At 37.2% G+C, this 15,008-nt stretch carries 9 protein-coding genes; 6 read left to right on the forward strand and 3 right to left on the reverse strand.

The window, feature by feature from the left end; all coding sequences use genetic code 11:
• Window positions 1-135: 135 nt before the first annotated feature.
• Entirely contained in the window at window positions 136-345 is a 210-nt protein-coding gene (locus H5126_RS18145) for a PGPGW domain-containing protein (RefSeq protein ID WP_024596520.1), read from the forward strand.
• Window positions 346-416: 71 nt separating this feature from the next.
• Here H5126_RS18145 and ppsA read toward each other — a convergent pair whose 3' ends face one another.
• The gene (ppsA, locus tag H5126_RS18150) at window positions 417-2,792 is read right to left on the reverse strand and encodes a phosphoenolpyruvate synthase (RefSeq protein WP_165723775.1); all 2,376 of its coding nucleotides are present in this window, start codon (window positions 2,790-2,792) and stop codon (window positions 417-419) included.
• Between the two features lie 158 nt (window positions 2,793-2,950).
• Between ppsA and H5126_RS18155 the strand changes: the two genes are divergently transcribed.
• Entirely contained in the window at window positions 2,951-3,760 is an 810-nt protein-coding gene (locus H5126_RS18155; protein WP_182720821.1) for a pyruvate, water dikinase regulatory protein, read from the forward strand.
• 63 nt (window positions 3,761-3,823) lie between these two features.
• Here the strand turns inward: H5126_RS18155 and H5126_RS18160 are convergent, their stop codons facing one another.
• Complete coding sequence (locus tag H5126_RS18160) at window positions 3,824-5,173, reverse strand: class II 3-deoxy-7-phosphoheptulonate synthase (protein ID WP_024596521.1); 1,350 nt, start codon at window positions 5,171-5,173, stop codon at window positions 3,824-3,826.
• Window positions 5,174-6,126: 953 nt separating this feature from the next.
• Between H5126_RS18160 and H5126_RS18165 the strand changes: the two genes are divergently transcribed.
• Window positions 6,127-7,002 (forward strand): DNA replication terminus site-binding protein, encoded by an 876-nt coding sequence (locus H5126_RS18165; protein WP_165723776.1) that lies wholly within the window; start codon window positions 6,127-6,129, stop codon window positions 7,000-7,002.
• 70 nt (window positions 7,003-7,072) lie between these two features.
• Here the strand turns inward: H5126_RS18165 and H5126_RS18170 are convergent, their stop codons facing one another.
• Entirely contained in the window at window positions 7,073-8,287 is a 1,215-nt protein-coding gene (locus H5126_RS18170) for a hypothetical protein (protein WP_024596523.1), read from the reverse strand.
• A 773-nt stretch (window positions 8,288-9,060) separates the two neighbouring features.
• On the opposite strand from H5126_RS18170, the gene H5126_RS18175 reads away from it, so the two are divergent.
• The 3 genes from H5126_RS18175 (at window position 9,061) to H5126_RS18185 (ending at window position 14,830) form a co-directional block, all read left to right on the forward strand.
• Entirely contained in the window at window positions 9,061-10,299 is a 1,239-nt protein-coding gene (locus tag H5126_RS18175; protein ID WP_182674620.1) for an AAA family ATPase, read from the forward strand.
• A 15-nt stretch (window positions 10,300-10,314) separates the two neighbouring features.
• Window positions 10,315-11,277, forward strand: coding sequence for a transcriptional regulator (locus H5126_RS18180; protein WP_182694859.1), 963 nt, complete (start codon window positions 10,315-10,317; stop codon window positions 11,275-11,277).
• 406 nt (window positions 11,278-11,683) lie between these two features.
• Window positions 11,684-14,830: a DEAD/DEAH box helicase gene (locus H5126_RS18185; RefSeq protein WP_182721313.1), complete on the forward strand. Its 3,147-nt coding sequence runs from the start codon at window positions 11,684-11,686 to the stop codon at window positions 14,828-14,830.
• The last annotated feature ends 178 nt before the right edge of the window (window positions 14,831-15,008 follow it).

Below are 15,008 nucleotides of genomic sequence, written 5' to 3' on the forward strand. Positions count from 1 at the left end.
TTTTAGGGCATTTGACTAATTATATCATGGTGATGGCGAATAGAAATTGAAGATTTTACAGTTTGTAACACTCTTTTAGTCGATTTTAATGCAGCTTAAATTATACTCAAGTTAACGAGTAATGAGGTGTGTTATATGAAAAAATTACTATTACAGATCAGTGGCGTGCTATTTATTTTGCTAGGGCTATTTTTTGCGGTTGTACCAGGACCTTCACTTATATTTTTTATGGCCGGTTTATTGTGTTTTTCGTTTTATTATCCTAAAGCGCGACATTACTTATCACTTTGTCAAAAGGCGCTAACTAAATCATGTGCTTATTTAGATAAAAAATTAGCCCGTTAACATACTTTTAATAGGGTATAAAAAAAATGCCAGCAATACATTGCTGGCATTTTTTATAGCTTACCTATTTATTACTTTGCTAATTTTTTAGCTAGGTATAACCATGTTTCTATTACTGTGTCTGGGTTTAGTGAAACAGAGTCAATGCCCTGCTCTACTAACCATGCTGCAAAGTCTTCGTGATCTGAAGGACCTTGACCACAAATACCTACGTACTTGCCTTTTTCTTTAGCTGTTTTAATTGCCATAGAAAGTAGTTTTTTAATTGCTGGGTTACGCTCATCAAATAAATGTGCGATTAAACCTGAATCACGGTCAAGACCAAGCGTTAACTGTGTTAAATCGTTAGAGCCGATAGAAAAACCATCAAACATTTCTAAAAATTCATCAGCAAGTAATGCATTTGAAGGCAGCTCACACATCATGATTACTTTAAGACCATTTTCACCACGTTTAAGACCATGCTCTTCTAGTAATTCAATTACGCGTTTACCTTCTTCAAGGGTACGTACGAATGGGATCATGATTTCAATGTTTGCCATATCCATGTCGTTTCTTACGCGTTTTATAGCTTCACATTCTAATGCAAAACAATCGCGGAAGTCTTCAGAGATATAACGTGCGGCGCCACGAAAACCAATCATTGGGTTTTCTTCTTCTGGCTCGTATTGCTGGCCACCAACTAGGTTTGCGTATTCGTTTGATTTAAAATCAGACATACGCACAATTACACGCTCCGGTGCAAAAGCACAACCAAGCGTTGAAATACCTTCAACCAGTTTTGTTATGTAAAACTCTACCGGTGATTCGTAACCGGCAATCATGTCAGTAATTTCTGCTTTTAATGCATCGGTTTGCGCATCAAAATTTAATAACGCTTTAGGGTGAACGCCAATCATACGGTTGATAATAAATTCAACTCGCGCAAGGCCAACACCTGCATGCGGTAAGCGTGCAAAGTCAAAGGCGCGATCGGGGTTACCCACGTTCATCATTACCTTCATTGGTAGTTCTGGCATTTTATCAACGCGTGACGTTAGTATTTCAAAATCTAAAATACCTTCGTAAATAAAGCCGGTATCGCCTTCGGCGCACGATACTGTTACTTCTTGTCCCGCTTTAATTAAATCAGTTGCATTACCACAACCAACAACTGCTGGAATACCAAGTTCGCGTGCAATTATTGCCGCGTGACACGTACGGCCACCACGATTTGTAACAATCGCTGCTGCACGTTTCATGATTGGTTCCCAATCAGGGTCGGTCATATCGGTTACTAAAATGTCGCCTACTTGTACCTGGTCCATTTCTTTAATTGAATCAAGAACACGTACAACACCGCTACCAATTTTGTGACCAATTGCACGGCCTTCAACAAGTACATTACTTGTGCCATTTAATTGAAAACGTTCCATTACGTTTGAGTCTTCGTTTGAGCGGACAGTTTCTGGACGTGCTTGAACTATATATAGTTTGCCGTCGTTTCCGTCTTTTGCCCATTCGATGTCCATAGGACGACCGTAATGTTTTTCAATGATTACAGCTTGTTTGGCAAGATCTTGCACTTCTTCATCTGTAATCGAAAATTTATTAGAAAGCTCAGGGTCAACATCAACGATGTCTACTTGCTTACCATGTGCTTTGTCTTCTGAGTAAATCATTTGTATGGCTTTAGAACCAATATTACGACGTACTACTGAAGGTTTGTTTTTAAGGAGTGTTGGTTTATGAACATAAAATTCATCAGGGTTAACGGCGCCCTGTACAACCATTTCACCTAAGCCATAGCTTGATGTAATAAATACAACGTCTTCAAAACCAGACTCTGTATCAATACTAAACATTACGCCAGATGCTGATTTATCTGAACGTACCATGCGCTGTATACCTGCTGATAACGCTACACCACGGTGATCGTAACCTTGGTGAACACGATATGAGATTGCGCGGTCATTAAATAATGAAGCAAATACGTGTTTAATAGCGACCATGACTGAATCGATACCGACAACGTTAAGGAAAGTTTCTTGTTGGCCTGCGAATGATGCATCTGGCATATCTTCAGCGGTAGCTGATGAACGTACTGCAAATGAAACATCTGCTGCAGTATCGCCATGGAGTTGGCTATATGCTTCGCGAATGGCTTGATCTAGGTTTGGTTGGAATGGTGTGTCGATTATCCATTGGCGGATATCGGCACCGACTTTAGCGAGTGTATTTACATCATCAACATCAAGTGTATCTAGGATGTCATGAATTTTGGCGGTGAGTCCTGATTGATCTAGAAACTCATTAAAAGCATCTGCGGTAGTTGCGAAACCACCCGGTACTTGTACACCTGCGTTTGCGAGGTTTGAAATCATTTCGCCAAGTGACGCGTTTTTACCGCCAACTCGAGGAACATCTTGCATACCAAGCTCTTGATACCAGAGAACGTATTCTTGCACGGATCTTTCTCCAAAAAAAAACAAATTGTAGGTCTAACTGTGAGAGTTAAGAAAGAAAACCTTTTATAAAGGTCGTCATCATTCTACACTGGCAACAGTCCTCACGTAAACCGTGGGAAACCCATTTTAGGGATTTAAACGCAATAAAAAGGTTAATTATGAGAACTGCTTTTTATATATCAGATGGAACAGCAATTACTTCAGAGGTGTTTGGGCATGCGACTTTGTCGTTGTTTCCTATCGATTTTAATCATAAAACAATTCCATTTGTAGAAACTGAAGAAAAAGCGCGCGAAATTAAAGCTTTAATTAATGCAACCGCTGCAAAAACAGGTGAAAAGCCTTTCGTGTTTTTTACTTTTGTGAATCACAATTTAAGTGAAATTATAAAATCGGCTGATGCAGTTACATATGATTTTTTAACTACGTATAGCGAAAAAATAGAAAAAGAACTCAATGTAGCCCCTGTTCCAAAAATGCATCGTACGCATTCTATCCACGAAAAAAGTTATGATTTTAGAATTGATGCGGTTAACTATGCTCTTATGAATGATGATGGCGGAAATATTAAAAACTTTTCCGAGGCAGACATCATTTTAATTGGCGTTAGCAGAAGTGGTAAAACCCCTACAAGCTTATACTTAGCACTGCAGTACGGCATTAAAGCGGCAAACTACCCTATTACAGAAGAAGATTTAGATAATGAAGGTTTGCCTAAATGTTTAGTCCCTTATAAACACAAGTTATTTGGACTCACGATTGACCCTGAGAGGCTTGCGGCTATAAGGCATCGACGTATGGCTAACTCTAAGTATGCTTCAATTAAACAGTGCCGTATTGAGGTGCGCGAAGTGGAAATGTTGTATAAGCGTCACAAAATAGCTTACTTTAATTCTACGCATCATTCTGTTGAAGAAATATCTGCAAAAATACTGATAGAGACAGACTTGGAGCGACGTAAGTACTAACTTACTCATCAAATTTGAAATAAAAAAAACCGCAACTAAGCGGTTTTTTTGTATCAATAAATATTATTTACGTGCGTCTTTTAGTAAATCAGCGACTAAAAAGCCTAACTCTAATACTTGGTCGGCGTTAAGGCGTGGATCACACTGTGTTTTGTAACGCTGTGCTAAGTCATCGTCAGATAAACCGTAAGCACCGCCTGTACACTCTGTAACGTGCTGACCTGTCATTTCTAGGTGAACACCACCTGCGTATGAACCTTCTGCTTTGTGTACAGCGAAGAATTGACTGATCTCGCGCATGATATTATCGAAGTTACGCGTTTTGTAACCTGAAGTCGCTTTTTCAGTATTGCCGTGCATTGGATCAGAACTCCAAATTACTTTGCGGCCTTCTTGTTGAACTCTTCTTACTAGTGCTGGGAGTTTTTCTGGCAGTACGTCTGCACCCATACGCGTAATTAGCGTTAATCGACCAGGAATGTTATCTGGGTTTAATGCGTCAATTAAACGAATTAGGTCGTCTGGGTCCATACCTGGGCCAACTTTAACACCAATTGGGTTTTTAATGCCTTTAAAGAACTCAATATGTGCGTGGTCTAGTTGGCGTGTACGTTCACCAATCCAAACAAAGTGAGCAGAACAATCGTACCAATCACCCGATAAATGGTCGCGACGTGTTAGTGCCTCTTCGTAACCAAGTAGTAAAGCTTCGTGAGAAGTGTATAAATCGGTTTCTTTTAAGCTTGGCGCAATTGTAGAGTTAATTCCGCACACTTCCATAAACTCTAGTGCGTCTTGAATTTTATCTGCAAGTTGTTGGTATTTTTCTTTAAGTGGATTTGCAGCAACAAAACCCATGTTCCAGCGGTTAACCTGATGAAGATCGGCTAGGCCACCTTGTGCAAATGCACGTAATAAGTTCAACGTAGCAGCACTATGATGGTATGCAGTCATTAAACGTTGTGGGTCTGGAATGCGCGCTTCTTCTGTAAACTCAATATTATTAATAATGTCGCCACGGTAAGATGGTAAAGACACGCCATTAATTGTTTCTAAGTCTGCTGAACGAGGTTTAGCGTATTGACCAGCCATACGCGCTATTTTAACTACAGGGCATTTACCGCCATAAGTTAATACAACAGCCATTTGTAAAATTGTTTTGAATGTATCGCGAATATTAGCGGCATTAAAATCGCTAAACGACTCGGCACAGTCACCACCTTGAAGTAAAAATGCACGACCTTCGCACACGTCTTCAAGTTGTTTGAATAGGCTTCTTGTTTCTTCTGCAAAAACTAGAGGCGGAGCCGTTTTTAATTGGCCTTCTACTGATTTAAGTATTTCTTGATCTGGGTACTGTGGCTGCTGCAGTATTGGCAGCTCTCTCCAGCTATTTGGGTTCCACGATGACATAATTTTTCCTCATTCCTACATTACCTGATAAGAAGAAATTAACGTATGCAGACCCCTATGTTCAAGGACTAAATTCACTATTTTCCAATTATTTAGTTATGAGTTAAGTATAAAAGTAATTTTACTTAACTCAGGTGATTATATAACAATCACTTTAGTTTTATTTTAAATAAACTAAAGTGATTAAAAACATACAATTAGAGTTAATTAGTTTCAATTTTAACACATTGAGAATAAATAAAGCACAAGGGTATATTATATGTATTTTACCAAAGAACACATCATACTTAAATTGCATCAAATGTACTCTTAACTTTACGCGCTAAATTAATTATTAACTAACAGGGACTATGTGCAGGCCTAAATATATGATATGGCATTTTGTGTTGCTCATTTATATGTACTTTAAGCCTAGTAGAATAGCGCTGTTGATTATTCTGATGCCAGAATATACTTACAACTGACACAAGGTAATCTGCTGATTCACCACTCACCTTCCCACCCTGCCGCCAACGTTATTTAGCAAGTTGTGATAACTAAAAACTTAACTGCCAGTGATGCCTTAAATGGCTCTCATGCAAAAATCATGTATGACATTCTACGCTTTTGGATGATAAACCCATAGTTAAAACACGTTATAATATTAATCACTAATTAGAGAAACAACCAAAACTAACACTATTATTTAGAATACAACCGCACCAAGTACATTTTACATTTCTCATTTATTACACTATATGGGCAATTAAGCTCTAAGCGGACTAACTCTTTAATCAATAAAACAGTACTAAATTACAGGAATAAGTAGAACCATTCACTCCAGAAAGAACACATCATACATTATTTGCTTTTGATGCGATCTGAACACCGAGTATTGTTTTATTAAATATTTACTCAATGCAAAGTGCATGCAATAATATGAAGTTAGTAAGATGTGTTCTTTGAGGTGTGCCGTGGTTACTAAAGTGCAAATTAGGAGTCAGTTTGATTTAATGAACGAATTAACTTTAAGGTTAATTGAGGAATTAAACGAATGTGAGTTTTCCAGAGCAGAGTACTATCAGTTACCTGATGTAAGTAATTTAGATGAAAATAAGGTTCCTGAGTCCATACTTGTCTCTAAAATAACTGGAGCGCCGGCTCAAAAGGCAATTTTAAACTCCTTTTCTGACATTTATAAAAAATCGGGCTTAAGCAGTCGCGTGTTAAAAAGGCACCCTGGTTTACTTGTTATTAAAAATGCAGATAAACAAGCTTTAAATAATCGTATAGCACAAGTTAACAAAGCTAAAGCTAGTTTCAAAGAGTGTATATTGGCAATTGATAATAACGATGCCCGATTTGAGGCTGTTCATAATGCAATACCAAATTTAATAACACTTGCTGCTTATCGTAAGATTCACAGTGAGAGTGAATCACCATTTTCCGTTAGGTTTACTTGGATGCACAAGCACGCAACTAAAACATTGACTAAAAAAATGGCCCTCGAAATGCTCGACAAATCGGCCAGTTATCGAAATCCAAGAATGATAGATCAACAAAAATGGCAATCACTTGTAGCTCAAGAACAATTACGGGTTGCTAGTTTAGGTGAAAAGGAAAAATTAAGAATTCGTCGCCCTACTCGCGTAAGTCCTCAAGTTAATGTGAGATACACAGCACAAAACCGCTATCATGTGAGCGCCGCATTACCATTTATTCTGATTAATCCAGAACCAGACGTTAAACTAGGTATCTTACCTGATTATAAAAAACCCGAAGCTCATCCTCGAAAACGTGAGTATGATTTTTTAGTTGATAGGCTATATTTAGAACAAGTTGACCGATAGCTATTATGTTAAAAAGGCCACAATATGTGGCCTTTTTAGTAGATATGTACAGTATTTAAAATAACATTTATTATTTTTCTACTATCTCTTCTATTTTATCTTCATCAATTAACACTGCATTTTCAACAATACGTTTACCGCCTTGAATCTCAATGCGTTTGTTGTGTTTGTTCAATGTAAGTATTTCATCGCAAAACTGATCAGAGGGGTGCATTTCGTATGTGTAATCAATAATGTTACCAGTTTTGTCATCTTTGACGTTTGTAATGCTGTATTCTGATATAGCACCTTTTTCAATCAAATCTTTCATTGTGGTGGTCATATCACGACGAAGCGCTTTTAATTTATTTTCCGTAATATCATCAGTTGAATAAATAGATCCGTATTTTTCCATAATAGAAAGTAATCTAAAATGATACGTTTTACCTGGAGCTGCATAACGCCAAAGGTGATACAAACGAAGCATCATCCAACGCGACAATCCCCGTTTTAATTCTTGTGCACTATTAAAGTAATACCCTTTGTATTCAAGGTTATCAATCATGTTATGAACAAACGCATTTAGGCAGGCCACACACTTTACATTGCCACCTTGACCTTTTTTGCCACTAAAGTGAAGTGACGATAAAAAGTTCATATTTGACTCGTAAAACGAATCATCTATATCGGAGTTTTTAGTATCGGTTGCTGAATATTTAAATGAAAGTTTAGAACCTTGCAATGCTTCAAGTGACTCTTTAATTGCAGGATAGGGCATTGACTGCCCTACCGCTTTGAGCTCTTGCGCTAATTCGTTCATAGAAAAAACAACCGCGTATTGAATACCGGACTTAAAATTAATTTTAACTATTTTGCCTTTAGAAGCTAAACGAATAAGTGCTCGTTCTACTTTTTCTTCTCTGTCCGATGGCCAAACAAGATACTCAATATCTTCGCCATCTTTACGAGTACTGACAACAGCAGGGGTAATTTTTATCTCACCATCGTATAAAATACCATCTACTTTCTCTGATATTTTACGCGTAATGATTGTTTTTTTAGGCGCTTCTTCAAGTGGCAATTTTTTATAGCCAGAGCGAACAAAACGGCCCCACAAATCATAATGATTAAACGTGTTTGAATATGCACGTAAACCATGAGCTGCATTTTCAATAGAAATTCGCACGTCTTTGTTGTCTGTAAATAGTGCTAAACTTTCGTTATCAATTGCACTTTCCACCCCGTGGATTTGGCCCCTGAGTGTATCGGGCAAATTATCTACCGAGATGTTGACCTTTCGGCTCATTGTTCTTATTTCCATTTTTATTGCGACATCTAATAACAACACATTAAACAACAAAAGTTAAATGTTTAAGTTAGTATAAAAGTGATCTGACTTTAAATAAAACGTTTAGATCACTATTATACTAAGTAATGTACATAACTTGCGATTTCAGATCATATTTTTACTAACTAGGTCATCTCAAATCGGTTTTTTACTAACTCAGCTGTTATTTTGTCCATCACAATGGCTTTATTTTAAAATTTAGCACGACAAATTCATACGAAAATTAATATCCCTGTGGATAAAGGCTTATCGAGTTAGCATAGATCTGATCTGTACCAAGTACAGATCAGATCTATACTAATTAAACGTACCTATTGACGCTAAGGTTAGTGCATAACTTGATAATTTACTTAGTAAAAAATTGATCTCAAGGGCTTTTTTTGTTCATAACCTTATGCGCAACCTGTGTATAACTTGATTTAAAAAATAAGGCTTAGTAAAAAGGTGATCTGCAGGTAGATAAAGATCTGATCTTAACCAAGTATAACGCTGATCTGCTTTTTTTTATATTGTTTATATTAATCATAATGTTATGTGTTAATTTAAGGTCCTTAATCTTTACTACCTTATATATTTAACCACCTTTAAACTTCTTTGTTTATACTAAGCAATATTAAAAGTGTAAAAGTATTTTTAAATGTCTTCTTTTTAAAATGCATGTCGTCTTAAATAGTTGTTTACAGCAATTTGAATGGACATTATACTAACTGCCTAACTTTGAGGAAGAAAGTATGTCTATCAATAATAACGCGCTAAGTACCTACCGGCTTTTAAAAGCAACTGCAGAAGTAGCTGAAAAATCTTTAGAAGGTCGTATTCAGCACTATCGTGCTCATCTTAAATCAGAAGAAAAAGAATTAAGAACTTATACGCAAAAAGCAGCTGCCGATTTATTAGGTTGTAATAATCGTACTTTAAAAAGACGTCATGACAACGGTGACTTTGATGATTTAAACATAAAACGCGGCGCCAATGGTCATTATGCTTACACATTAGTAAACATTTTTGCTATGGCTGATATTATGGATATTAAACCAGATCATCGTACTGATGATGACAAACTGCAAGTCATTGTCATTAATTCTCTCAAAGGTGGTTGTGGCAAAACAACCAGCATGGTTAATATTGCAGCAGCGCTGGCAACTACCAATATTAAGCGCTATCGCATTGGAATAATTGATTTAGATCCTCAAGGCTCTTCTTCAAGCTTTTTTCCTTCAAGCGAACATGACCCAATTACTGTTGGTGATTTAATGCGTGATTGTATAGATTTGGATGAGGGCGAAACATGGCCTGAATTTGTTTCAAACTCATTTTTACCAACGCATATCCCAAATATTCGTGTACTACCATCAGGTATGGACGATTTTTATTTTGAGCACGAAACTGCAACATTACTCAAAGACACCTCAAATTATGAGCAAACTCGTCATTACCATAAGTTACTTGAAAAAGTAATTAACCCTGTTAAAGACGAGTTTGATATTATATTAATAGATACAGCTCCAACTCTTAACTTTATGTTTTATAATGCATTAATGGCTTCTACTGCGATGCTTATCCCTGTTCATCCAGAAGCTGTAGACTTTGATGCTAATAATAAATATTTAAAACGACTAGGCGAGATTTACCATACCGTTGCGGCACTTGGCCATGAGGGATGGGATTTTATGCAGTTTTTAGTGACCAACTATGTAAAAGGTAATCACTCACAGCGCGATATTGTTAAAGATGTTCGTAGTGCATTCGGTCGCCAAGTTATGAGTTACCCAATCAACCACAGCTCGGCGATTACTGCTAGCTCTTCGTCTTTCAATACTATTTTTGATCAAAAAGCGTCAGACAGCTTAGCAAGCCGTGAATCACTAATGCGCGCTCAAGAAAATATTAAAGATGTGGTCGATGAGCTAGAAATGCTTATTCGTTCAAATTGGCAGTCAACTCAATCAACACTCAATACCCCTAAGTAAGGATGTTAAATAAAAATGGCTAAAAAACGTAAAAATGACACCCGCTTAGATCCTTTTGCAACAGCTGTAGGAAGTAGTAGCCTTGACGCATTACTTGAACAAGCAAATGCTGGTGATGTAATTCGCATGCCAGCACCGAGCGATCCTGAGCGCCAAATTACTCTTATTTGCAAAGTGATCGCACACGCTGACATTGAATCTACAACAGGTGTGTACGGTAAAAACCGCCGTGTACAAGCACTTCTTAACGAAAAGTCAGTATCGGATATTTTACCTGCCATTGCAGAGGATGGCCGTAATCAGCACCCTGCGTTACTTTGGGATCAGGGTGGTAAAAGCTTAGTCTTAGCGGGTTCTCGCCGTCGTATGGCCTGTATTTTAGGTAACGCTGATTATTTAGTACTTAGTTCAAGTGACTTTACTGAGCAAGACGCTAAAATTTTAGCTGTATCTTCAGATCAATATATCGCTCCAAGTCTATGGGAGCTAGGACAAGCTTACCAGCAAACTAAAAATGAGCTTATTGAACAAGGTAAAAAAGGATCTTACAGAGAGATTGCTGCAATTGAAGGTGTATCACACACCGCCATTGCAGATGCTGTTAAAGCGTATGAACAAATACCTGCTGAAGTTATTGCACTCTACCCTACTGCGAATCACGTGGGTCGCGAAGTGGCTAAAAAGCTCATGAGCGCAAAGGAGAGAGACCAAGAGGCGTTTAATCAACTTGTTAGTGACCTAGCTAGTGATGAAGAGCTAAACGCCATTACAAGTGACGACAAGCGTGCAATGGCAATCACTAAATGCCTAACTGCTGAGCCTCAAGCTGCTGTTAAGCGTGAAGCTGTACTTGAAAATAAGTTTGTATCGGTACAACGCAATTTAAAAAGTGGTGATGTGTCTATCAAAATCGACAATAAAGTGATGACAGACAAACGCTTAGAACAATTAACTAAGCTATTAAGTGTCTTTAATTAGTTAGTTAAATAATGATCTGTCAGACATATATACTTAGTTAAATACTGATCTGACAGATTGTTTTGTTAGTAAAAATCTGATCTTTACTAGCCTAATCCTACCTTAAATAATCATATTTCCTCTTCAAGATCACTTTTTTACTAACTAATCGCCCCTTTTTAGCTATTTGCTCTTGGTTTATTATTATTGTTAGTAAAATTGTGATCTATAACGTGTGGTTTAATCTTTATATTTGTATGTAGTGCCTAATATTTTGCGAAATTTTATACTCATTTTTACCTATAAACCGATTTTTTACTAAGCTATCAGCTCCAACCAGTTTATATCTTGTTAATAGTGCTTTAGCTCAGAGCACATAAGGCATATACTGGCAGAATTATTTTTAAAATTTAATGCTTAGAGTGACATGTCTGCTAACTTATCAAAAAATGATTTAATGGCTATTTTTGAAGAAATTAAAAATGAGCAGGCTACCCAGTTTCCTCTTTCTGAACGCTTTATTAAAAAACTTTTTCGCGAAAATGTCTTAGATAAAGGCAAAGAGTACTACAAGAAAGGTCAAATCACCTGGCTAGAGCATACCCCTAATTTTTCTGTTGTAGACTCTACCGTGCAAGTGGATAACGGATCATCATTTAACCAACGTATTGAGATCAGTAAAGTACCAACTGGTTATTCTGTTGATACACACTGTACGTGTAATGCAAAAACCAAATGCCGACATTTAGCTGCTATTTTGTTTAAGCTTAAAATAGAGCACTCTGGTGAATACGGTGAAGATTACTTCATTAATGATTGGTTTAGTGAATTAAGCGCTCTTAAAAGTGGTGATCAACATACGCCGTCGCAAGTATTATTATTTGTATTAGATATTGAAAATAACAAAGTATTTTTAACACCTAAAATAGCTAATTTTGAGACTAAAAAGAATTACACGTTAGGCCGAAACCTCACAGAGCAACAGTTAAATAGTTTCGTAACGCCAAATGATTTACTCGAAAGTGATTTTAGATTATTTAGTTGGATACGTTCACAAAATGCAGTAGGAAGTATTGAGCTAAAAGGCCAATGGGGCTTTAGTGCCCTACAACAATTGATAGCTACTGAACGCTTGTTTTTTCAGCGCTCTCGCGTGCCAATTAAAGCGCAATCTGGCCAAGCATTGAGTTTTAGTTGGGAGCAAGATAAAGATCTATCACAATTAGTTATTAAGCTTGAGCAAACCCAAAACTGGGCTTTATTAAAAACAACACCGCCTACTTATCTCGATTTAGATCATTTAAAAGCGGGTCGTCTTCGTACCCCATTGAGTGCAGACGAAATAGCGCATTTACAAACTATGCCTGCTTTGCATGACGCTAATTTTGACAGAATATATAAACAGCTTGCCGATAACTTTGGTGCAGGTGTTATACCGCACCCTACTAACTTGCAGCCAACGTTACCTAAGCTATCTAGTAATGCTGTTTTAAAAGTAACAATGGGCGAGCAAGGTTTATCACTTTCGCTGTTATTTAAGTATAAAAATAAAAACTATTTAGCTGGTTCTGCCCCAGCAAGTACTATAAATAGCGCATTTGAAAACACCGTAACTAACGAGCTAATCAATCTAGGGTTTGAATTTTGTAAAGGGGGTTTACAAAGTGAGCTTGTATTTACAAAGCAATCTCCTATCCATTTGCATTGGCTAATATACGAAGTATTCCCTGGCTTTAAGCAGCGTGGTTGGCAAGTCAGTGTAAGTAAAGTAACAAGCCCTAATCCACAATGTGAAGTGAGTTTACATGTACACCGTGCAGCAGGGCATCAAATGCACTGCAAAGTATTGTTGTGTGACGCAAAAGCATCGCTGTTGTTTACTAATGCTGATTCGCTTTATCAGTCATTGAATCGCCAAAGTGAACTGTTTTATTACTACCCGCTTGGCCGTCAATTTGGGGTTATTAATAAGTCTGCCATTAACTTATTAAACGAATTTAAAGAACGTTTTGAATTTGTAAAAACACGTGACGAATTTAATATTCCGCTTTCGTATTTGCCTGAACTAGTAAAGCACACAGCTATTAACGTAGAGCTTCACGACGATTCACTTGAGCTATATTTACAAGAGTTAAATAATACCGATAAGGCAATGCCTAAGGTTTCATTACATGGCTTAAATGACTCAGTAACACTTCGTGAGTACCAACAGCAAGGCGTTGATTGGCTTAGCTTTTTAAAACGTCATCAATTAGGTGGTATTTTAGCTGACGACATGGGGTTGGGTAAAACACTCCAAGTTATTGCATTTTTAGCGAGTACATTTAATCGCCCACAAGCAGGCCCTACACTTATAGTGTGCCCAACTAGCTTGGTGAGTAATTGGAAAAACGAAATTACTAAGTTTGCTAAAAGTTTAAAAGTAACCACTATTTTTGGATCAAACCGTAACGATCCTTTACAACACTTAGCACAAGCGCAATGCATTCTTACTACATACCCGCTTTTAAAGCGTGATATTGCATATTATTCGCCATTATATTTTGAAAATATTATCCTCGATGAAGCACAATACATTAAAAACGATACCGCACAGGTCTCACGATTAGTTAAACGCTTAAATGCCGACTTTAAACTTTGTTTAAGTGGTACTCCAATCGAGAATAATTTACTTGAGCTTAAATCGTTACTCGATTTTGCTATGCCATCGTTACTTGGGTCTCAAGCCCACTTTAAGCAGCACTTTCAAACACCTATTGAGCGTGAAGCTGATATGCAGAGGGCTGAGCAGTTAAAAGCGTTAATTATGCCCTTTATAATGCGCCGCACTAAAGCACAAGTAGCGCAAGAGCTGCCTGAAAAAACAGAGCTCACAAAAGAGTTTGAGTTTGAGCCTAAGCAAAAAGAAATGTATCAAGGCATTACACGTTCATTAGAAGAGAAGCTAATAGACTTATTTGCCGAACAAGGCGCACAAAAAAGTAAGCTTGCATTTTTAGAGGCGCTTTTAAAGTTAAGGCAAATTTGTTGCCACCCTAAATTAATAGATCCAGATACTCAAGCAGGCTCCGCTAAGCTTGAATGGTTAACAACACACTTACCGCTTATGCTAAGCCTGGGTCGTAAGATTATTATATTTAGTCAGTTTACATCGGCACTCGATTTAATAGCCCAACGCCTTGAAGAAATAAACATTAACTTTAGTATGCTTACAGGGCAAACGCGTCAACGAGATAAAGTAATCGACGAGTTTACCAGTGGTAAAACATCCGTGTTTTTAATTAGCTTAAAAGCCGGTGGAACAGGCCTTAACTTAACACAAGCAGATACCGTTATTCATTTTGATCCATGGTGGAATCCCGCAGTAGAAAAGCAAGCGACTGATAGAGCCTACCGTATTGGTCAAACTAATCCTGTATTTGTTTATAAGCTCATAATGAGTAACTCAATAGAGCAAAAAGTATTTAGAATGCAGCAAGACAAGCAAGCCCTTGTTGATGCATTATTTACTGATAAATCAATGAGCTTTACAAAGTTTGATGAGCAGCAAATGTTGTCATTAATTAAAAACTAAAAAAGATCTAAAAAGTTTTGATCTTTTTATGAACTTAATTAAAAAGCGGACGTCTATTATTATGCTTGTTGATTAATTGCAGTTAACACAAGCATCATGTTGATTTCCCATTTAGTTACTAATTTTAGTAATGATTGAGCCAGCCCATTTTGAGTTGGCTTTTTTTATGTCTAAAATT

This window comes from Pseudoalteromonas sp. SG45-3 (genome assembly GCF_014164075.1).
Taxonomy (GTDB): Bacteria; Pseudomonadota; Gammaproteobacteria; order Enterobacterales; family Alteromonadaceae; genus Pseudoalteromonas; species Pseudoalteromonas distincta.